General features: G+C 62.9%; 17 protein-coding genes. 11 read left to right on the forward strand and 6 right to left on the reverse strand.

Going from position 1 to position 20,913, the window contains the following annotated elements; translation table 11 throughout:
- The first annotated feature begins 1 nt into the window (after position 1).
- The 9 genes from ACFRFQ_RS20060 (at position 2) to ACFRFQ_RS20100 (ending at position 12,126) form a co-directional block, all read left to right on the forward strand.
- Positions 2-1,906: a dipeptide/oligopeptide/nickel ABC transporter permease/ATP-binding protein gene (locus ACFRFQ_RS20060; protein WP_378661251.1), complete on the forward strand. Its 1,905-nt coding sequence runs from the start codon at positions 2-4 to the stop codon at positions 1,904-1,906.
- Entirely contained in the window at positions 1,903-2,694 is a 792-nt protein-coding gene (locus tag ACFRFQ_RS20065; RefSeq protein ID WP_378661254.1) for an ABC transporter ATP-binding protein, read from the forward strand. The genes ACFRFQ_RS20060 and ACFRFQ_RS20065 overlap by 4 nt, the downstream gene beginning before the upstream one ends.
- Positions 2,691-6,050 (forward strand): serine hydrolase, encoded by a 3,360-nt coding sequence (locus ACFRFQ_RS20070; RefSeq protein ID WP_378661257.1) that lies wholly within the window; start codon positions 2,691-2,693, stop codon positions 6,048-6,050. The genes ACFRFQ_RS20065 and ACFRFQ_RS20070 overlap by 4 nt, the downstream gene beginning before the upstream one ends.
- Positions 6,047-7,210, forward strand: coding sequence for a M20/M25/M40 family metallo-hydrolase (locus ACFRFQ_RS20075; RefSeq protein ID WP_378661260.1), 1,164 nt, complete (start codon positions 6,047-6,049; stop codon positions 7,208-7,210). Before ACFRFQ_RS20070 ends, ACFRFQ_RS20075 begins: the two co-directional genes overlap by 4 nt.
- Positions 7,188-8,009 carry a GNAT family N-acetyltransferase gene (locus ACFRFQ_RS20080; protein WP_378661262.1) on the forward strand — a complete coding sequence of 274 codons (822 nt, stop codon included), beginning with the start codon at positions 7,188-7,190 and terminating at the stop codon, positions 8,007-8,009. Before ACFRFQ_RS20075 ends, ACFRFQ_RS20080 begins: the two co-directional genes overlap by 23 nt.
- On the forward strand, positions 7,999-9,132 hold the full coding sequence (gene menC, locus ACFRFQ_RS20085; protein ID WP_378661265.1) for an o-succinylbenzoate synthase: 1,134 nt from the start codon (positions 7,999-8,001) through the stop codon (positions 9,130-9,132). Before ACFRFQ_RS20080 ends, menC begins: the two co-directional genes overlap by 11 nt.
- A gap of 222 nt (positions 9,133-9,354) precedes the next feature.
- A complete protein-coding gene (locus ACFRFQ_RS20090; protein WP_378661268.1) occupies positions 9,355-10,182 on the forward strand; it encodes a hypothetical protein in 828 nt (275 codons plus the stop codon).
- A 22-nt stretch (positions 10,183-10,204) separates the two neighbouring features.
- Entirely contained in the window at positions 10,205-11,464 is a 1,260-nt protein-coding gene (locus ACFRFQ_RS20095; protein WP_378661271.1) for a sensor histidine kinase, read from the forward strand.
- Positions 11,461-12,126, forward strand: coding sequence for a response regulator (locus ACFRFQ_RS20100; RefSeq protein WP_378661274.1), 666 nt, complete (start codon positions 11,461-11,463; stop codon positions 12,124-12,126). Before ACFRFQ_RS20095 ends, ACFRFQ_RS20100 begins: the two co-directional genes overlap by 4 nt.
- Positions 12,127-12,142: 16 nt before the next feature.
- Here the strand turns inward: ACFRFQ_RS20100 and ACFRFQ_RS20105 are convergent, their stop codons facing one another.
- The 6 genes from ACFRFQ_RS20105 to ACFRFQ_RS20130 form a co-directional block, all read right to left on the reverse strand.
- Positions 12,143-13,075 carry an alpha/beta fold hydrolase gene (locus ACFRFQ_RS20105; protein ID WP_378661277.1) on the reverse strand — a complete coding sequence of 311 codons (933 nt, stop codon included), beginning with the start codon at positions 13,073-13,075 and terminating at the stop codon, positions 12,143-12,145.
- Between the two features lie 16 nt (positions 13,076-13,091).
- Positions 13,092-14,186, reverse strand: a complete 1,095-nt coding sequence (locus ACFRFQ_RS20110; protein ID WP_378661280.1) for a dipeptidase — start codon at positions 14,184-14,186, stop codon at positions 13,092-13,094.
- 97 nt (positions 14,187-14,283) lie between these two features.
- Positions 14,284-15,678 carry a serine hydrolase domain-containing protein gene (locus tag ACFRFQ_RS20115; protein WP_378661282.1) on the reverse strand — a complete coding sequence of 465 codons (1,395 nt, stop codon included), beginning with the start codon at positions 15,676-15,678 and terminating at the stop codon, positions 14,284-14,286.
- Between the two features lie 222 nt (positions 15,679-15,900).
- Complete coding sequence (locus tag ACFRFQ_RS20120) at positions 15,901-16,584, reverse strand: type 1 glutamine amidotransferase domain-containing protein (RefSeq protein ID WP_378661284.1); 684 nt, start codon at positions 16,582-16,584, stop codon at positions 15,901-15,903.
- 93 nt (positions 16,585-16,677) lie between these two features.
- Entirely contained in the window at positions 16,678-17,160 is a 483-nt protein-coding gene (locus tag ACFRFQ_RS20125; RefSeq protein WP_378661287.1) for a RidA family protein, read from the reverse strand.
- Entirely contained in the window at positions 17,157-18,587 is a 1,431-nt protein-coding gene (locus ACFRFQ_RS20130; RefSeq protein ID WP_378661290.1) for an FAD-binding oxidoreductase, read from the reverse strand. The genes ACFRFQ_RS20125 and ACFRFQ_RS20130 overlap by 4 nt, the downstream gene beginning before the upstream one ends.
- 358 nt (positions 18,588-18,945) lie before the next feature.
- On the opposite strand from ACFRFQ_RS20130, the gene ACFRFQ_RS20135 reads away from it, so the two are divergent.
- The gene (locus ACFRFQ_RS20135; RefSeq protein WP_378661293.1) at positions 18,946-19,845 is read left to right on the forward strand and encodes a LysR family transcriptional regulator; all 900 of its coding nucleotides are present in this window, start codon (positions 18,946-18,948) and stop codon (positions 19,843-19,845) included.
- Between the two features lie 134 nt (positions 19,846-19,979).
- Positions 19,980-20,876 carry a serine hydrolase gene (locus ACFRFQ_RS20140; protein ID WP_378661296.1) on the forward strand — a complete coding sequence of 299 codons (897 nt, stop codon included), beginning with the start codon at positions 19,980-19,982 and terminating at the stop codon, positions 20,874-20,876.
- Positions 20,877-20,913 lie beyond the last annotated feature (37 nt).

The raw sequence follows: 20,913 nt of genomic DNA on the forward strand, positions 1-20,913 counted from the left end.
GTTGAGCACCTCACCTACAGTCGAAACAGCCGCAACGGCGCCTCTTCGTCAGCACTGGCTGGTCCAGACTTTCCGCACTCCTCTGGGCATGCTGGCGCTCACCTTTCTGACGGCCCTGATCGCACTGGTGATCTTCGGACCGATCATCTGGGGCGAAGCCGCGGTAGTCGGCAACCCCAAGGCACTCTCGCAGGGGCCGAGTTCCGAGCACATCTTCGGCACCGACGCGGGCGGGCGTGACGTCTTCGCCCGCACCATGACCGCCGCCAGGTTGTCCGTGCTCATGGCACTGAGCGCCGTGGGCCTCGGCGTGGCGCTGGGCTTGTTCCTGGGGACACTTCCGATGCTGGCCCCCCGCTGGATCGGCCGACTCGTCGTGGCGTTCCTCAACTTCGCCATCGCCTTTCCCGGACTGCTTCTCGCCATCTTCCTGCTGGTCATTCTCGGGCAGGGCTCGAGTAGTGCCGTGATCGCGATCGGTCTCGCCATGGCATCTCCGTTCGCGCGGTTGACGTACGCCCTGTCGTCTTCGGTCAACGGCCGTGACTTCATCGATGCCGCACGGATTCTCGGAGTAACGAAGCCCGGCTTACTCTTTCGCCACATCCTCCCCAATATCCGCGAGCCTCTCATCGTCAATGCCAGTATCGCTGTCGGCGGCGGACTCGTCGTCTTCGCCGGTCTGTCGTTCCTCGGCCTGGGTATCCAACCGCCGGCTTTCGACTGGGGCCGCATGCTCAACGAGGGACTGTCGAAGATTTTCGTCAACCCCGCCACCGCACTGGCACCCGGCATCGCCGTCGTTCTCTCCGGTCTGACCTTCACATTGCTCGGTGAGGCCATTGCCCGCGGCGCAGGTGTTCGCAGTCCCATCAGCAGCAAGCTACCCAAGTGGAAACCGCTCAACGAGCCCGAGAGCGCTGCGCAGTCGGTTCCCGTCGACGGTCATACACAGTCGGCGCCGGTCGACGACAACGCAGTTCTCACTGTCCGCAACATGTCCGTCGCAGTTCCTGCGGGCAATACCTGGCGTCGACCGGTCGACAACATCAGCTTCACTGTCCAGCGCGGTGAAACCGTCGGTATCGTCGGCGAATCCGGTTCCGGAAAGTCCCTGAGCTGCATGGCGATCTCGCAGTTGACCGACTATCCGACAGTCGTCGACGCCGGCCTGATCGAATTCGACGGCACAGTTCTGATGAAGAACGGACAACGCCCGGAAGGTTCTGCCGCACGCAAAATCGCGCGCCAACTCGGAACGCGCATGTCGATGGTTTTCCAGGATCCCATGTCCTCGATGAATCCGTCCCTCAAGGTCGGATACCAAGTCGCAGAGATAGGTTGGCTGCACGAGGGCATGAGCAAGGCGGAAGCCAAGAAGGCTGCCGTCGACCGTCTCACTGCAGTGAAGATCCCCGACGCGCCTCGTCGTGCAAAGCAGTATCCACACGAGTTTTCCGGCGGTATGCGTCAGCGAGCCATGATCGCCATGGGTCTGATGGGCAAGCCCGCGCTGATCATCGCGGACGAACCCACCACCGCCCTCGACGTCACCGTCCAGCGTGAGGTTCTGGGACTGCTGCACGAGGTTCGCGAAGAGACCGGCGCCGCAATCCTTCTCATCTCGCACGACATGGCGGTCATCACCGGAATGTGCACACGCGTCCTGGTCATGTTCGCCGGCAACATCGTCGAGGACATCGCCGTCGACGATCTGGTCGCCGGTCGTGCACAGCACCCGTATACCCGCGCGCTGATCGCCGCGGTCCCCACCATGACAACCGATCGTGACAAGCCGCTCGCCACTGTCGACGAAGCCTGGCAGGTCGAAAGCCTCGGATCATCGGCAAGCACCGTTGATGCCGAGCTGGCAGTGCTGGTCGCAGCGGCAGAGGAGATCCGATGAGCAGACTCGAATTTCGCGACGTCAACGTCCATCTCGGAAACGGCACGAAACGATTCCACGCCGTCAAGAACATCAATCTCGATATTCCGTCGGGATCGATCGTCGGGCTGGTCGGTGAATCCGGTTCAGGCAAGTCCACTCTGGCCCGCGCGACGGTCGGGCTGGCCGAGCCGAGTTCCGGGCAGATCCTCCTCGACGGCGTCGACGTGGCGCACGCCCGCGGGGCGACGGCCCGCCTGCGCCACACGATCCAGATGGTGTTCCAGGATCCGTACTCGTGCCTCGACCCCCGCATGACGATCGGCCAGTCCCTGGCCGAGGCGCTACGTTCCACCGAACGCCGCGACAAATCCGGGCGCAGCCGATCGGCGCGAAACACCGAAGTGGCCCGGTTGCTCACCACTGTCCAGCTCCCCACCGAGAAGGCCCACGACTACCCGAGTTCGCTGTCCGGCGGTCAGCGTCAGCGTGTCGCGCTGGCCCGGGCACTCGCCGCTGCGCCGTCCGTGTTGCTCGCCGACGAGATCACCTCGGCACTGGACGTGTCCGTGCAGGGCGCAGTCTTGAATCTCCTGGTGGATCTACAGAAACAACTCGGTCTGACCGTTCTCTTCGTCAGTCACAATCTCGCGGTGATCCGCTACGTCTGTGACCACGTCGCGGTCATGCTGGGCGGTGAGATCGTCGAGCACGGACCGATTCTCGACGTGATCGATTCTCCGCGTGAGGACTACACGGTCAAACTCTTGTCCGCAATTCCAACATTCGGGGAGCCGATGTTCCGATGACAACACCGACCACTCTCGAATCGCCTGTCGCCAGCCGCCGTACCGAAGAACGTCGGTCGGCGGGCATACAGGATTACTTGTCCGTGGTCACACCGACCGGCATCGCGGTGTCCGCGTCCGGGCGAATCGCCTACGTACGTACGGAGTCGAACCCCGCTGCAGACACCAACGAGCACTCGATCTGGTTGGCGTGCCCGCAACGACAGCTCACCGAGGGCCCTGCCGACACCTCCCCCGCGTGGCATCCCGTATCCACGCTGATGGTCTTCGTACGGCCGGATTCCGCGGGCACACCGCAATTGTGGAAGGTCGACGCCGGCGGCGGGCCTGCGCTTGCGATGACCACGTCGCAGCAATTGCCGCTCGGCGCGGGGGCGCCGGTGTTCTCTCCGGACGGCACCCGGATCGCCTTCAGCGCTCCGGTTGACCGCACCGCCGCAGGCTCGTCACAACTCCTGGTGACGAAACGCCTCAACTACAAGATCGACGGGCCCGGCGTCCGCGGCAGCATTCGTTCGCACCTGTTCGAATTCGATCTGGCAACCGGTTCGCTTCGACAATTGACGGACGGCGATTGGGACGCTGTGCATCCCGCGTACAGTCCCGACGGCTCCGAATTGGCATTCACAGCGGCGATGGAGGACGACGCCGATGTGACTCGGGCGCGTTCCGCCTGGACCGTGTCGTTGACCGATCTCGCCTCCGCGCCGCAGAGGGTGGGGCACGCACGCAACATCGGCGGTCCCCTTGCCTGGACACCTGCCGGCGACGCCGTCGTGGGGGTCGGCTGGCACACCCCGATCGTCCACAACAACGAACTTCTTGTCCTGCACCGCGACCGGCGAGTGGACGATCGCAGCCTGACTGCCAAGCTCGACCGCAACGTCATGCCGGGTGGGACGGGTTATCCCGGTGGCGCACCGAGTTTCACCACTGACGGAGACCTCGTCTTCTGTGCTCGCAACCACGGCTCCACCGAAGTACACAAGGTCGATGTCACCTCGGGCACTGTCTCACCGCTTCTCACCGGTCAACAGATAGTGGTCTCCGGGCTTGCCGTGACCGCGGGGCGCGCCGTCGTCACGCTGGCAACCGCGACGACCTTCGGTGAAGTCGCCGTGATCGACCTCGAGACCCGTGCCGTCGAGACCGTCACCGAATTGAACACGGAACTGGCCACGTCCGTCGAGTTTCCCGTCGCCACCGAGCGGTGGTTCGACATCAGCGACGGCACCCGTGTTCAGGGTTGGGTCCTGCGCGACCCGAACGTCACTGGTGCCGGACCTCTGGTTTTGGACGTCCACGGCGGACCTCACAATGCCTGGACCGGTACGCCCACCGTGATGCGCGCGTATCACGCGGAACTGGTTGCGCTCGGATACACGGTCTTGACGATCAATCCGCGCGGAAGTGACGGATACGGAAACGAGTTCTTCGACGGTGTGCGCGACGGTTGGGGCGACGCGGACCGCGCTGATCTCCTCGAACCGGTCGAAACCCTTGTTGCCGAGGGAATAGCCGATCCGAAGCAACTTGTACTCACGGGCTACAGCTACGGCGGATTCATGACGTGTGCCTTGACGTCCGTCACCGACCGATTTGCCGTTGCCGTCGCCGGCGGCCTCGTGTGCGACGTCGCGAATACGGCCGGCCCCTCGGACGAAGGCATTCTGCTGCAGACGCTCGAATTCGACCCGCAGTCATCTCGGATACACGAGATGTCGCCGCTGGCGCGAGTCTCGAAGGTGACAACACCGACGCTGATACTTCACGGTGGTAGCGACGTCCGGTGCCCGGTCAATCAAGCCGAACAGTGGTTCGGCGGACTGCGATTGGCCGGTACCCCCACCGAACTCGTGATCTATCCGGGGGCGTCGCATGGCTTTCTCGCGGCAGGGCGGCCATCACACCGCCGCGACTACAGCACTCGGCTCGTCGACTGGATCGAACGCCACCTCTCGCCCACACCGGCACGCACCACGGTCGATCGCGACTACTGGCAGTACCGACTCGACACCCTGAGCGCGAAGTACGGGGTTCCCGGGGCCGCACTGGGAATTCTGACCACAGACCGCAGTGGATTCCAGCGGACGGTGGTGACCTCCGGCGTCGTGAGCACCCGCACCGGTGTCGCGGCGATACCGGACACGCTGTTCCAGATGGGGTCGATCAGCAAGGTCTGGACGGCCACACTGATCATGCAGCTCGTCGAAGAGGGGTTGCTGGACCTCGACTCACCGGTCCGGAATGTTCTGCCGGACTTCGCAGTTGCCGACGCGGTGGCCACCGACACGGTCACGACTCGTCACCTGTTGACGCATACCAGTGGCATCGACGGTGACGTCTTCATCGACGGCGGACGCGGCGACGACGCCGTCGAGCGCTACGTCGCCGCCCTGACGTCGACAGCGCAACTCTTCGCCCCCGGCACCGATTGGTCCTACTGCAACACCGGCTTCGTCATCGCCGGACGCATCGTCGAGGTTCTGCGCGGTAAGAGTTGGGACGCGGTTCTGCGTGAGCGAATCTTCGAGCCGCTCGGCCTGACCGGGACCACGACGTTACCCGAGGAGACGGCTCTCCATCGCGCCGCAGTCGGGCACGTCGGCGGTACCGACAGACTCGAACAGACACCACAGTTCCTCATCACTCGTTCCATGGGACCCGCCGGTCTCATCAACAGCACAGCCGAAGATCTACTCCGGTTCGCTCAGGATTCGATACGCGTGGACCCGATTCTGCTCGAACGGTCCACTCATCTGGCCATGCTCGAAGAGCGCCTCCAGATCGGTGACGTGTCGTCTGCAGACGCGATGGGAATGACATGGCTGCTGCACAATTGGGGTGGGGTACCAGCGCACGGCCACAACGGCGGAACTCTCGGCCAGCAGTCGTTCTTGCGGGTGGTCCCGTCCCGCGGTCTGGCTGTGGTCCTGATGGCCAACGGCGGAGCTATGGACGCTCTGTCAGGCGATCTTCTGGCTGAAGTAATCGGTTCCGTCGGCGGGGTCGCCGTGCCACCGGCGTTTTCCCCTGGCGCCCCGCACACCCGCACCACGTCCTCGCCGGAGGAACTCGATGCGCTGTGCGGCCTCTACCGTGATGCTGCCGCCGACTTCGTCCTGGAACGGACCGGCAGTTCCCTGACCGCTCGCCGCACCGATCACATCGACCCTTCCGTCGACGCCGAAACCGTAGAGTCCGTCTCTCTGAGCCTGATCGAAGTTCACCCCGGAGTGTTCGCGACCCGACTGCCTCGAACATCGAGTTGGACCCGGATCACATTCTCCGGCAACGGGAGTACACGATTGCTCCACGCCGGAAGCCGCGCCTATCCGCGGGTGGACAACCGATGACCGCTCTCCGCGATCTGGCCGACCGCCATCTTCCGCAGATCCTCGCGGACGCCATCGCGCTCATCGAAGTCGAGTCACCGTCTCACGATCTCGACGCTGTTGCCCGCAGCGCGAAATGGACGTCAGACCTTGTCCACGAACGACTCGGCGTTACACCGGAGTCGATAGTGCGGGAAGGACGAACCCATCTGGTGACCCGTTTCGGTAGTTCACCGACGCGGCTGATGCTGCTCGGCCACCACGACACTGTCTGGCCGATCGGCACCCTGATACGCCTACCCGCGGCCGTCGCCGACGGAGCGCTTCGTGGTCCGGGTGGCCTGGACATGAAACTTGGTGTCGTTCAGGCAATTCACGCCCTCGCCATCGTGCAGGGGTTGTACGGCGACGACGCACTAGACGGAATCACTCTTCTGGTGACCGGTGACGAAGAAATCGGTTCACCCACGTCTCGATCCCTCATCGAAGAACACGCGGCAGGCGCGGTACTCGTCCTCGAAGCCGGTGGCGACGGCGGCGAACTCAAGACCGTCCGCAAGGGAGTGTCGCTGTATCGAATCCACGTTGCCGGCCGCGCCGCGCATGCGGGGCTGGAACCGGACAAGGGCATCAACTCGGCAGTCGAACTGGCTCGTCTCGTGATCGCAATCAACGACTTGTCCTCACCGGCGCAGGCAACCACCGTCACGCCGACGGTCATGTCGGCCGGAACCACCACCAACACGGTTCCCGCAGAAGCGTTTGTCGACGTGGATGTGCGCGCGACCAGCGCCGCCGAGCAGGAGCGGGTCGATTCGAATATCCGAGCACTGCAGGCCATCCACCCCGAAGCAATAGTCACGGTCTCGGGTGGCGTCAACCGGCCACCTCTTGAAGCATCGATGTCCGCACCGTTGCTGGCTATGGCGGAACGTGTTGCGCTCGAGCATGATCTGGATCCTCCCGTCGGCCTCGCCGTCGGCGGTGCCTCGGACGGAAACTTCACAGCCGGCATCGGTATCCCCACCCTCGACGGCCTCGGTGGCGTCGGCGGCGGTGCACACGCCGAGACCGAGCACGCGCTCGTGTCCGCAATCGCTCCGAGAACGGCACTGGTTGCGGGCCTTATTCGTTCGATCACGTCTGAAGGGGGCCCTCGTGTCGAAAAGCAAAGCGGTTGAGTTTCGAGAACTGGTCGATACCCGCGAGATAGCCGAACTGTCTGCAATTTTCGACGAGATCTGGGCTACCAGTCCCGGGCCGGCTCATTTCGGCACGGCGATGCTTGTTGCACTACATCACGGTGGCCACTACGTGGTGGGAGCCTTCTCCGACGGCGACATGATCGGCGGTTGTGTCGGATTCTTCGTCGAGCCTCTCGGGGAGGTTCTGCACTCACACATCGCCGGGGTTCTACCGGAGCACGCCGGCCAGGGAATCGGACGCGCTCTCAAGCATCATCAGCGAGACTGGTGCATCGAGCGCGGCGTGCGGACGATCCGGTGGACGTTCGATCCACTCGTCGCACGAAATGCCTACTTCAACATCCAGCGCCTCGGAGCCGAGCCGACAGAATACAATCCCGATTTCTACGGTTCCATGGCGGACGGCATCAACGCCGGCGACGCCAGCGACCGCATGCTGGTCAGTTGGGATCTCGACAGCGATGCGGCGCCCAGTTCTGCTGTGGCCGTTAGTGATACAGTGAAAGTGCTTCACCCTGCCGAAAGCGGTACGCCTCGGATGGTCCCGATCCCACCCGACTGCGTCGATATAGCAGTCGGAATCCCCCGAGACATAGAGCATCTGAGAACCGTCGACCGCGCCTGCGCCTTTGCCTGGCGACACGCGCTTCGCGAGTACCTCGAGCCACTGATCGCCTCGAAACAGTGGCAATCGACCGGCTTCGACCCCAGCGGCTATTACACGTTCACGAAAATCTGCGAGACAACCGGAGAAGAGCACGTCCATGCACATTGAGTCCGTCGAATTGCGCGAGCTGCGCATCCCTCTCGTCTCCCCTTTCACCACGTCCTTCAGCACTCAGCTCGAGCGCAACACTCTCGTTCTGAAGGTGAGTGGCAGCACCGACGGCCCCAACGGACCGGTCGAAACTGTCGGCTGGGGCGAGTGCGGCTCGCTGAGCGATCCGTACTACAACTCGGAGTACACCGCCGGAGCGCGCGCGATGCTGCGCGAGTATCTCGTTCCGACGCTGCGTAAGGCGCAGTCGGATCGGCCACTCTCGGCCGAGACCGTCGGCAGCGCGCTTCACCACATCGTGGGCCATCAGATGTCGAAGTCGGCCATCGAAATGGCAATCCTCGACGCGGAATTGCGTGCTCGCGGACAGTCGTTCGCGCGGTACCTCGGTGCCACCCGCACCCGGGTTCCTTCGGGAGTGTCCGTCGGCATCCAGGACAGCATTCCGCAGCTACTCGAGACCGTCGGCAACTATCTGTCGCAGGGTTACGTGCGAATCAAGCTGAAGATAAAGCCGGGCTGGGACATCGCTCCCGTGGCGGCGGTGCGCAAGGAGTTCGGCTACGACGTCCCCTTGCAGGTCGACGCAAATGCCGCGTACACCCTCGTCGACGCGCAGCTGCTGCGTCGCCTGGACGAATTCGCACTGCTCCTCATCGAACAGCCGTTGGCTGAGGACGATCTGGTGCAGCATGCCAAGCTTGCCCAGTCTCTGTCGACTCCGATCTGCCTCGACGAATCTGTCGAATCGGCAAAGGACGCGGCGGACGCGATCACACTGGGCGCCGCTTCGGTCATCAACATCAAGCCGAGCCGGGTCGGTGGATATCTGGAGGCCAAGCGCATTCACGATCTCGCCTCGGCCCACGGTATTGCGGTGTGGTGCGGCGGAATGCTCGAGACCGGAATCGGCCGCGCCGCCAACGCCGCACTCGCGGCCCTGGACGGCTTCACGCTGCCCGGCGACATCTCGGCGTCCGATCGCTTCTACAAGGAAGACATCACCGAGCCGTTTGTCATCGAAGACGGCCATATCGCCGTGCCACAGGGCCCCGGCTTCGGAGTGACGCCGCGCGAGGACGTCATGGAGCGTTTCACCGTCGGTACCGAAGTTCTGTAAGTTTCGCAGCTTCATCGCCAGCCACCTCCACCCTTACCCGGTGGAGGTGGCTGTTTCTGCTGGGCTCGGCACTCCTTCGTGAGGAGGAAGTTCTCCGACCAAAGGTGGAGATCGAACCGAGGGAAGTTCCTCCCGTCGCCCGATGTGGGCGCGAGCGCGGATTTCTAGGCTTGGTGCACGGCCGACGAGCCGCCACAGGCACGCTCGATGGAAGGAATTTCCGTGCATCACACCGCATCCCCACCGCGATCCGCAGGCCTGCGCGTACTTGCCCTCGGCGTTCTTGCCGCCGTGCTCCTCCTCGCTCTGTTCGCCGCTCCGACCTTCTTGGCGGGCAACACCTTCGACGGGAACAGCCTCACCCGCGCCGTCGGTGACGGGTTCGTCGAATACTGGAATCTGGGTGTCACCGATCTTCCACCGAAGTTGGCGAGCGCCGTCGATTACTGGTTTCGCTTCCACATCGCCAAGGCCGTGATCGCGGCGCTGCTCTTGGCGGTGACCGTGCCGCTCGGGATTCGGCTGTGGACGTCGTATTCCCATACAGGCGCTGTCGGAGTCGGCGGGCGCAGCGCCATTGTGGTGTTCGGCGTTTCGGTCACGACGGTCGCGGCATTCTCGGGCGTGGTTCTGATGGCCAACATTCAGGGCGCGCTCGCCCCGTTCTCCTCACTACTGTCGATGTTGCCCCTCACTGGTGGTGAAGGTGATCTCGGGGCAACTCTCTCCGACGTGCGAGCACAACTGGCTGCCGGTCGAACCTCGCCTGTCATCGACATGATGAACAGCGATTTCGGTTGGTACCACGCCGTGATGGCGGTGGTCGCGGCCGTGGTCGCTGTCACCTTTCTCTGCTCGAGTGCCCTGCTGCTACGGAAGTATGTGCGTACGGATTCGGCAGATCGGCGGGCCAGGCGAGTGCTGGGTTTGTTCGGCATCCTGTCGGTTCTCCTGATGCTGGCCACCGGTGTCACAGCGTTAGCCAACATGGGTACCGCGGCCGATCCGGGGCCGGCCCTCGTAGGCTTCTTCGACGGCGGACTGCTCTGAGCGTCACTGAAGGGAGCCTGACATGACCGGCCGCGTACTCAACTGGTGGCGCGAGTGGATCTCCGACGCACCGCGAGCTGCAATGTCCGGTCGGCTCGCGTCGACCTACCTGACTGTGAAGACATTGATCAGTCGCCATCCCACGAGAACCGACGCGGCGCTCGCCGTGGTGATGGGCTTGTGGGCGCTCCCTCAAATGGTTTACCACGTCCGGCATTCCGGATCGTCGTTCTTCGGCTATCTGTTGTTGAGCGTATTGCTGGTGATACCCCTGATCTGGCGTCGACGATTCCCGTTGTCCACGTTCGCTTTTGCTGCCGCAGTCGCGTTGGTTCAGTGGATCGTCGGCCTCGAGTTGGCGGCCGACATCACTCTGTTGGTCTACCTGTATACCGTGGCCAGTCGATACCCGATGCGCGTGGCGGTCCTTGCAGGCGTGGTCATGGAGTTCGGTGTGCTGCTGGCGTCGATTCGATGGCCGCGTGACCTGCATTGGACGGAGATGCTCGTTCTGCTGACCGGGCCGGTGGTGGCAGCTCTGCTGTTGGGCGTATACGTGCGGCACCGACGACACTCCTTGGACGTGCTGGTCGGACGAGCACAACAGTTGGAACGTGAGCGTGACCAGCAGGCTGTGATCGCTGCGGCCGAGGAGCGGACCCGGATCGCCCGGGAAATGCATGACGTTGTGGCACACAGTCTTCTGGTCATGGTGACTCTCTCGGAGGGTGCCGCGATGAAACAGGCTCGCGAACCGGTGCGGGCCGGCGAAGCGATGCGTCAGGTATCGGCGACAGGCAGGCAGACCTTGACGGAGATTCGACGACTGCTCGGAGTGCTCCGCACCGAAACCGCACCGCAGGAGCGTTCGCCGCAGCCAGGTGTCGCGGAGATCGACTCCCTGCTCGAGCGGGTCCGAAAGACGGGCTTGAATGTCGATGTCACTGTCACAGGCGCTCCCGACGCGTTGCCGCCGAGCGCGGAGTTGGCGGTGTACCGCATCGTGCAGGAAGCGCTGACCAACACCCTCAAACATTCCGTGGACGCCAGCAGTGTCAGTATCGGCATCTCTTATGGGACTGACGCGGTGACGGTAGACGTGCGTGACGACGGCGCTGCCACTGCGGGTGTCAGCGCCGAAACCGCCGGTCACGGCGTGATTGGTATGCGGGAGCGAGCCGCAGTTTACGGTGGCACGGTGAATGCCGGTCCGGATTCCGCCGGTGGTTGGCGAATCCACGCCCACCTCCCCGTCACTACTCGAGTAGAGGATGCCCCGTGAGCAGGATCCGTGTGCTGTTGGTTGACGACCAGGCTCTCATTCGCGCCGGGTTTCGGATGATCCTCGAGGAGACCGACGAGATCGACGTCATCGGTGAGGCTCAGGACGGGATCGAGGCTGTTCGGTTGTCAGCCGAGCTGAACCCGGACGTGATCCTCATGGATATCCGGATGCCCGGCCTCGACGGCATCGAGGCCACCCGGCAGATCATGACCCGCGACGCGTCGGCGCGGGTACTCGTCCTGACCACCTTCGACCTCGACGAGTACGCGTTCTCGGCGTTACGAGCCGGCGCCAGCGGATTCATTCTCAAGGACGTCGCAGTCGACGAGTTGGCGCGTGCAATCCGCGCCGTGGCGAACGGTGACGCCGTCGTGTCGCCGCGAGCGACGCGGGCACTACTCGACGTCTGCGCTCCTCGCCTGCCGGCGGTGGGAGGCGAGACAGTGTCAGCGGATGCCACTCTCGGGCAACTCACCCCGCGCGAGCGAGAAGTGTTGCTCGCGATGGCAACCGGGCTGTCCAATACCGAGATCGCAGGCAAGTTGGTGGTATCGGAGGTCACTGTCAAGACTCACGTCGGCAACATCCTGACCAAACTCGATCTGCGTAACCGGGTACACGCGGTGATCTTCGCCTACGGAATAGGCCTGGTCGGGTAGTGCTGATCAACGCCACTCACACTGTGTCCAGGAACGACTCGAGGTGTTCGGCAATCTCCTTCGACCTGGTGTGGTGCAGGTAGTGGTCCCCGTCCAGCATCACCAGCTCACCATGATCGACGGAGGCTGCCTGCATTTCGTGCAGTTCTGTCCAGCCCTGTACTTCTGAATTCCGTACGGCGAACAACAAAATCGGAAGATCGGCCGGGAACGTCGTGCCGATTGCGTCAGCGAAGTTACTGGAAAGATGATCCATCTCGTTGAGGTAGGTATCGCTGAAGTTGTTCTTCGCAGTCAACAGTCGCAGCTCTTCCTTTGCGGCGGGGTCGAGGTACGCGTCTGACGCTTCACCACCGACGAACTTGGACAGCAATTCCGCCAAGCCCAATTGTCTGCCCAGTCGAAGTGCTTCGATCGGGAATGTGGTATCCATCTTCGGCTGACCTGGAACACTGCTGTCGATACCCACGAATGCGGTGACCTCGTCGCGGTACTTCGCGGTGTAGTCCAGCGCATAGAGACCGGTGATCGAGTGCCCCATGAGGATGTATTCGTCAATCCCCAGCGACTGTACCGCCGTATGTATTTCTTCCACGATGTTCGCTGTCGTGCGGTCTTTGTCCGTTCCGTCACTGTGCCCGTAGCCGAATGGCTCGATCGTGACAACGCGGTAGTCGGGCGCTAGCTCGTTGACAAGCGGTGTGAAGTCGAGAATCGGTGCGGACGTTCCGAACCCGGGAAGGAGCACGATGGTCTGATCTCCGTTGCCGCGGATCGAGTAGCTCATGTTCTTTCCGTCGACGGACACGAACTGGCCGCCCGCTTCCCCGGTCGGAACGTTCGCTCGGCTGGAGCCGACGTTGAGCACGAGCACAATCGATACCAGCACAACCAGAACGACGGACACCGAGGCAAGAGCCTTCAGCGCAACGGTACGAATCTTCTTCATGTTCATCCTCATCTTCTCAGGTGTCGGTACGGCCGGAAAAACTCGATATCGAGGCGGCACTTGTCTCGTCGAGTACGCGCAACACGTTGTTGCCCATCAGCTTTGCCAAGTCTTCCGCGGGCCAACCACGTTCCGCCAGACGGTCTATCAACACGGCGAACCCGGACACGTCCTGCATGCCGTCCGGAAAGTCGTCGAATCCGTCGTAGTCACTACCCAAACCGATGTGGTCTATGCCCGCGACGTTTCGGGCATGTTCGACGTGATCGGCCAGCTGGTCCACCGTCATCGCGGGCCGTGGGCCCACCCGTCCGCCTTCGAACCACTCGTTGTAGTCGACGGAAAGGAACATGGGCACAAAGGCGATCATGATGACCCCGCCGTTGTCCGCGAGCAACCGCATGACGTCGTCGGGAACATTGCGGGGGTGACCGCATAGCTGCGAGCACGACGAATGGCTGAAGATCACCGGTGCCGACGACGTCTCGATGGCATCTCTCATCGTTTCCACCGAGACGTGTGACAAGTCGACGAGTACGCCGACCCGATTCATTTCGCGCACGATCTCCCGGCCGAAGTCCGTGAGACCGCCGTGCACTCGCGTATCCGTCGCGGAGTCCGCCCACCCGGTGTTGTCGTTGTGCGTCAGCGTCAAGTACCGAAGACCAAGGCGCGCCATCATTCTCAGGACACCGAGCGAGCTGCCGATGCTGTGACCGCCCTCCGCACCCAACAAGGATGCGACCTTGCCCTCGCTCCAGATCCGGCGCACGTCGTCACCGGTTCGCGCGAATTCGAAAGTATCCGGGTATCGCTCGATCATCCGGTATACGTAGTCGATCTGTTCGAGTGTGTACTGAACCGCCTCTGGCTCGGCCATGTCGGACGGCGCGTACACCGACCAGAACTGCGCACCGACGCCACCACGACCGAGCTTGTCGATGTCGGTGTGGAAGATGGAATCCTTCTCGAGATTCTCCACCGAATAGCCTGCAGTCTCACGAGCGGCCCAGGCCAGATCGTTGTGACCGTCGATGACCGGCGCAAGGCCGTAAGCATCCAGTGCCGCTGGGTGATTCACATCCGGAAAGGGAGCGAGTGGTTTCAACACGTGTACTCCTCGAGAAGGTAGGGCGGGCAGGTCGAGCGCCCTCGTCGCCCTCGACCTGCCCGAGTTCTCAGCCAGCGGAAACAACACCTCTGCGCGGCTAAGCGGACACTTTCTTGAAAAGCCTTGTCATGTACAGATATTCCGCACCGTCGATCGTCAGATGAGCCATCTCGCCCGAAGCGCTCTCGTTACTGATCGAGAACCGGGAAGCAGACAGAGGCACGACCTTGGTGGGCGGAGCCGGCGGCTCGCCGTCGATCTCGACCTTGGCGAAGTTCTGGACCTGGAACCCGCCGTCATCGCCGCGCGTGAGTTCAATTCGCACAGTGGTCGATTCGTAGACACCGAGAATGGGCGACAAATCTATGTCTGCCGCGTTCGGTTCGGACTTGGGCTCGGGCAGAACGAGACCGAACTCCTGACCGATCTCCTTCTCGATGTCGTGAGCCAGGGCACCGCCGCCACGCGAGTTGGTGACTACGGCCATGGCGAGACCGAGCTCGGGGAACGTGTGGAAGCGGGTGATCTGGCCGATCGTCGCACCGCCGTGCTGTGCAGACGTGACTCCGCCCCAATCGGACAGGATCCACCCCAGACCCCACGCCTGGTCGACGCTCGACACCGCCGTCAAGTCGAATTGTGGGGTGCGCATCAGGCGGGCAGATTCTTCGGAGAGAATACGCTCGCCCGTCAATGCGAGGCCGTCACGCATATGTGCAGCACCGAAGGTCAGGAGCGAGCTGACGGATCCGGTGATGATCCCGGCCGGACCGATACCGCGCGGAAGCAGCCACTGCTTGGTCGGAACCACCTTGTCCGGCGACGTCCGATCCGGGTTGGCCACATGGCCGACGGCGGTGCGGAACAGCGGGGCGTCCTTGGCCTTGGTGATGATGTGCGTCAATCCGAGTGGCTTCCAGAGGTATTCGACCAGCGCCTCGTCCCACGTCATCTCGCGAAGGACCTCGACGACGCGGCCGGCAACGGCAAAACCCGCGTTGCTGTAACTCAGATGCCCGCCGGGCTCGGTGACACTGATTGCGGTCGCGAGTTCGTCGACGTACTTCTCGACGCAGTCGTCGCCGTCGCCGGTGTCGTTGAACAGGTCTCCGTCGATACCGCTTGTGTGCGTGAGCAACTGGCGGATCGTGATTTCCTTCGTGTTGGAAGGATCCGCGATCCCGAACTCCGGAAGTACCTCCACCACCAGGGTATCCAGTGTCAGCTTGCCCTCGTCGACGAGCTGCATGATCAGCGTCGTCGTCCAGATCTTGCTGGCGGATCCGTATTGGAACAGTGTGTCGGCGTCGACCTCGACGCGGGTGCTCGAACTGGTCAGTCCGGTGGTGATCACGCGGACGTCCGCAGTTCCGTCGTCAGCCAACGCAATCACACCCACTTGGGCGCCTGGCACCGAATACTTGGCGGCCAGTTCGTCGAGTCGGGCCTGCCACTTCGGATCGACAAGTAGGTCCTTGGGCAATTCGGTCACAGGTCGAACTCCTTCGAGGATGAAGTCAATACCGTGGATGCGATCCACCCTGTGGCACAGGACGTCTCACAAAATCGGTTCGGTAAAACCATCAGTCCATGATCTCAGTCTCGTTGCAGTAGCGTCCTGGTCGATTGCACCGAACTTGCACCCGAAAATGGTGTGATTCGACGAGCTCGACCTCAGAAAGCGACACTCGAACGATTTGTGGAGTACAAGAAGTTACAGAAGGCCTGCAACTTTGTGAGCCGTCTCTTTTGCTGAACCCGGATTCTGGCCTGTGACGAGGTTACCGTCGATTACGGCGTAGGAAACGAAGGGCAATCGGGCCTTCTCGTACAGTGCGCCACGCTTCTTGATTTCTTCTTCGGCGTTATAGGGGACGAGCTTGTCGACCCGGGCGAGCACTTCCTCGAGCCAGGCAAATCCGGTGACACGTCGTCCGGCTACGAGGTACGTACCGTCGGAAAGGGTGGTGTTGAGGAGTCCGCAGTAGCCGTGACAGACAGAGGCGACGATTCCTCCGCGCTCGAAGATTTCTCGGGTGATGCGCTGCAGGCCGTCGCTGTCAGGGAAATCGTACATCACCGCGTGCCCGCCGGTGAAGAAGATGGCATCGTAGTGCGCCGAGTCGATCTGATCCGGGCTGGCAGTGGTCTCGAGGAGAGCCATTCGCGCCGGGTCAGCTCGCCAGGCTTTTGCGGTCTTGTCGTAGTTGGGAAATTTCAGAGATCGCAGCTCCAAGGGCACTGCGCCACCGCGAGGGCTGACGAGTGTCTGCTCGAAGCCGTGGTCTTCGAAAACCTGCCAGGCGTGAGTGAGTTCGGAGAGCCACAATCCGGTCTCGTGTGACGGATCGTCGTAGTGTCCGACATTGGTGACCACGTTCAGGATTCGCTTCGCCATCGGAGATCTCCCTCTTGTTGCACGCTCACTCGGAGATTACGCCACCTTTGTACTGTCCCGTCGCTACGCACCACCGGGTGGTCGTGCAAGCAGCTACGAGAGTCCGTCGACGTCGATTTCGAAGACGAATTCGACCTCGACGGCGCAACCACGTGGCAGTTCGGCCAGGCCGACCGCGGAGCGTGCGTGCCGACCGGCGTCACCGAACACTTCGAGGAGCAGGTCGGAGGCGCCGTTGACGACATTCGGTTGCAGAGTGAACCCGGAACCGGATGCAACAAAACCAACGACCTTGACGACCCGGACGACCCGATCGAGGCCGACGAGCATGTCAACCGCGGCAAGTCCGTTGAGTGCACACAGTCGCGCAGCCGCGACGGCGTCATCGACCGAGACGTCCTCCCCCAGTTTGCCGGTACAGGTGCTGACACCGTCCACCAGTGGTAGCTGCCCCGACGTGAAGACCAGGGTTCCGGTTCGCACAGCCGGCACGTACGCGCCCGCCGGTGCCGCGACCGGCGGCAGGGACAAGCGGAGTTCGCGCATACGGTCGGTCCAAGTCGTTGTGCCTGTCATCGGGCAACCTCTCGTTCGAGTTGTATCGGTGAATTACCCTCGGAATCCGATGATCCCGGGAGAATGTGTGGGTTGAGTATGTTGGTCGGATCGAGCGCGGCGCGGATCGAGCTCATGAGGTCGAGGTCCACCCCGCTCCGCCCGAGCGTGATCCAGGGAGCCTTCGCGCGGCCTACTCCGTGCTCGGCGCTGATGCTCCCGTCGTGTCCGGCAACCAGACGCAGCACGAAGTCGGTGACGGCGTCTCGGTGGCTGTCCTCGACGTCGAGCAGGTTGACATGAATGTTGCCGTCAGCGATGTGACCGAAGCAAATCGCGCGCACGCCGGGGAACGAGCGGGCAAGCCCCGCTGTCAAGACACCGAGAAAGGGTTCCAATTCCCGCAGTGGCGTCGCAATGTCCAACTTCACTGGCGGGGTGGATGATTCGGCACTGACCGATTCGGTGTGACTCTCACGGTACTGCCAGAGCCTAGGCGCCGGCCCGTCCTCGACGACCGCGTCGAGCACTATGTCGTCAGCGTCAGCGAGCACACCGAACAGGAGCGACTGCGCCTCCGCCGGGCCGGAAACCTCGACGAGCACGTAGAACGGCGCATCCACATCGAGCGGCAGCCGCAACTTCCGATGCGTGCGAACCAGGCCGATACCGGCGCGCGTCATCAACTCGGCAGCTTCAAGGGTGAGTCCCGCGCGCTCGAGCCCGTGGATCAGTTTCAAACCGGCACCCACCGAGTCGACCCCGATCATCACGACCTGTGTCCGGGCGGCCGGAACAACCAGACGCATCAAGACACGGGTGACGACGGCGAGGGTGCCCTCGGCACCGGCCAACAGACCCGGCAGGTCGTAGCCGACGTTGTCCTTGGTCAAGGCCTTCCATCGGGTGAGTACCCGACCGTCGGAGAGAACCGCTTCGACGCCGAGCAACCGTGATCGGGTATTGCCGTACTTGATCATTCGCACGCCGCCCGCATTGGTCGAGACGATGCCGCCGAGCGTCGCAGAATCACGCGAGGCCAGGTCTATTCCGAGATCGAGCCCGTGCTGTCGCACGGCTTGCTGAGCCTGGGCGACGGTGACACCGGCGCCGGCTGCCAGCGTGCGACCGACCGGATCGACTTCCTCGACGACGTCGAGGCGAGTCGTGCTGAGCACCACCTCACCGCGCATCGGAACCGACCCACCGACAAGACCGGTGTTGCCGCCCTGCGGTACAACGGCGACGCCGGCACGGTGACAACAGGCGAGCACCTGGGACACCTGTCGGGTGTCGGCGGGCCTGACCACGGCAGTCGTGACGCCGTGCCAGTGCCCGGTCCAGTCGGTGACGTATCCCGCGACCGTGTCGCGTTCCGTCAGTACGTGCGCCCGCCCGACAATGCGGGCCAGTTCGTCGACAAGTCCGCTGACGGTGCGAGTGGTCATGCTGCGCTCCTCTCCAGGAGACGGCCACCACGGCGGCCTGCCCGCTGGCAGGCACCGGGAACGGCGACAGACCGCAATTGCCGGTGACGAACGTCGTGACACCGTGTGCCAGTTGCGTTTCGGCGATCACCGTTCCCACCGGCAATCGTGAAGTCGTAGTCCATGCTGTTTCCTAACGTGATTCGATGACCGTGATCAGCAGGTACACGTGGGAGTCTTCTGCCAGGTGGGGTCCGCGAGGGATTCAGCCCATCCGATTTCGGCAGCGTGCCGATCAGCACCGAGCATGCCTCAGCGCACACACGAAAGTCCAAGTCACATTCCCGCTTATTCGATCACCTTCACTTATAGTTACAGCGTGAACCTGCAACGGGCGCGGTATCTGGTGGCAATCGCCGACCACCTGAACTTCACACGTGCGGCCGCCGAACTCCATGTCGCGCAATCCGCGCTGAGTCAGCAGATCAAAGTGCTCGAACGTGAACTCGGCGTGATTCTCTTCGATCGGCGCGGGCCCCGAATCAGCCTGACAGCTCCCGGAATCGTCGCGGTTCGCGAAGCCACATTCCTGCTCGAATCGGCCGACAGAGCCGTAGAACGGATCCGAGCCGCCGCGCTCGGGTCCGAGGGCGAACTGCGCATCGTCCACACACGGTCGTGGGCAGGCGGTGCAGTTGCACTGGCAGTCAACCAATTTCGCTCCAAGTACCCCAGGATCGCGATCACCGAGCACCGCGGCTACACCACCCGGAACACGGCACTTGCCACCGATGGCACCGTGGACATCGCGGTGGTGCGGCCACCCGTCGACCAGCCAGAACTGACGGTCCGGATTCTCGATCAGGAGAGACTGCTGCTCGCGGTACCGTCCGGGCATCCGTTCTCTGCACTCGATGCAGTCGACCGGGCGCAGCTGGCCGACGAGCAGGTGGTGTTCTGGCCCCGGGCGAACGGGCCTGGCATGTACGACGCGATCGTCGAAATATTCTGGCCCACAACGGCACCGAACGTGGTTCGCCGCGAGGCCGACGACGAGCAGGTACTGCATGCCGTGGCAGCCGGCGTCGGGGTCGCGCCTATGCCGGCCGGCCGCGCCGCAACCTACCGGGTACCCGGCGTTCATATGTGCGAGATCGAGGGCCCGCCACAGTATCTGCCGGTCGGTGTCGCATTCCGCGCAGACAATTCGAACCTCGCGCTCCGGCTTTTCCTCGACGTGGTGGACCAGGTGGTCGACACGTCGCTTCTGGTGCGGTGATGCGTCGACCCCGTCGCGGCCGGTGTCCGTAGATCACCACTGAACCCGCTGCCAACCTTCGTCGGTTCACACAAGACCAGTCTCCACGACGTCACTATCGTCAGACCTACGAAAACCGACGAAAGGGCCCTCAAATGACCGAAACTGCCACCCACGCCGACGTCGCACAGCAGGAGATCGCTGCTGTACTCGCCGAAGCGAAGACCGATGCCTTCGTCCACGCACGTGACATCGATTCCGGCGAAGAGTTCGGCTACGGCGCTGACGAAGGTGTCATCCTCGCCTCCGTTTTCAAGATTCCGGTCGTACTCCAGTACGCCCGCGAAGTAGCCGCAGGCACCCTTGACCCGACCGAGCACGCCACGGTGACCGCCGAGTTCCGCTCCGGTGGCATCGGTATCGGCGGTTGCGCCGACGACGTCACCGCCAGCTGGCGAGACCTCGCTCTGCTCATGATGAGCTTCAGCGACAACGCCGCCACGGATTGCTTGTACGACCGCCTCGGACTCGACAACATCGTCGCGACACTACGAAGCCTCGGGCTGGAGAAGACCAACTTGATTCGCGATTGCCGTGGCCTCTTCAAAACGGTCTACGAAGACCTCGGAGTCGACAAGGAAACCTTGCTGGAGTACCCCCCGATCGAAATTCTCCGGACGATCTCCATCATGGATCCGGCCCGCTCCAACTCCAGCACTCCCCGTGAGATCACACTGTTGCTGGCTGCAATCTGGAAGGACGAAGCCGGCCCCGCGTCAGCCTGTGAAGAAGTCCGAACGATCATGAGCAAGCAGGTCTGGCCGCACCGGCTTTCTTCCGGTTTCCCCGACGAGGTGACGGTCGCCGCCAAGACCGGCACCCTGGGACTGGTGCGAAATGAAGCCGGTGTCGTGACATACCCGGACGGCAAGCGCTACGCCGTCGGTGTCTTCACCAAGTCCCACGAACTCACCCACCGCGCTCCGAAGATCGACGCCTCGATCGGAACCGTCGGTCGCATCGCAATCGAAGCACTCCGCAACAACAACTGACAACGACCGATGCTGCGGGCCGCCCCGATTTCTCAGA

Origin of the sequence: Rhodococcus sp. NPDC056743 (assembly GCF_042790355.1) — a bacterium.
Taxonomy (GTDB): Bacteria; Actinomycetota; Actinomycetes; order Mycobacteriales; family Mycobacteriaceae; genus Rhodococcus_F.

Coding starts and splice junctions, on each gene's coding strand:
- menC (WP_378661265.1), top strand. CDS start 7,999: ATGCACATTGAGTCCGTCGAATTGCGCGAGCTGCGCATCCCTCTCGTC.
- ACFRFQ_RS20120 (WP_378661284.1), bottom strand. CDS start 16,584: ATGGCGAAGCGAATCCTGAACGTGGTCACCAATGTCGGACACTACGAC.
- ACFRFQ_RS20070 (WP_378661257.1), top strand. CDS start 2,691: ATGACAACACCGACCACTCTCGAATCGCCTGTCGCCAGCCGCCGTACC.
- ACFRFQ_RS20105 (WP_378661277.1), bottom strand. CDS start 13,075: ATGAAGAAGATTCGTACCGTTGCGCTGAAGGCTCTTGCCTCGGTGTCC.
- ACFRFQ_RS20130 (WP_378661290.1), bottom strand. CDS start 18,587: ATGACCACTCGCACCGTCAGCGGACTTGTCGACGAACTGGCCCGCATT.
- ACFRFQ_RS20075 (WP_378661260.1), top strand. CDS start 6,047: ATGACCGCTCTCCGCGATCTGGCCGACCGCCATCTTCCGCAGATCCTC.
- ACFRFQ_RS20125 (WP_378661287.1), bottom strand. CDS start 17,160: ATGACAGGCACAACGACTTGGACCGACCGTATGCGCGAACTCCGCTTG.
- ACFRFQ_RS20140 (WP_378661296.1), top strand. CDS start 19,980: ATGACCGAAACTGCCACCCACGCCGACGTCGCACAGCAGGAGATCGCT.
- ACFRFQ_RS20095 (WP_378661271.1), top strand. CDS start 10,205: ATGACCGGCCGCGTACTCAACTGGTGGCGCGAGTGGATCTCCGACGCA.
- ACFRFQ_RS20065 (WP_378661254.1), top strand. CDS start 1,903: ATGAGCAGACTCGAATTTCGCGACGTCAACGTCCATCTCGGAAACGGC.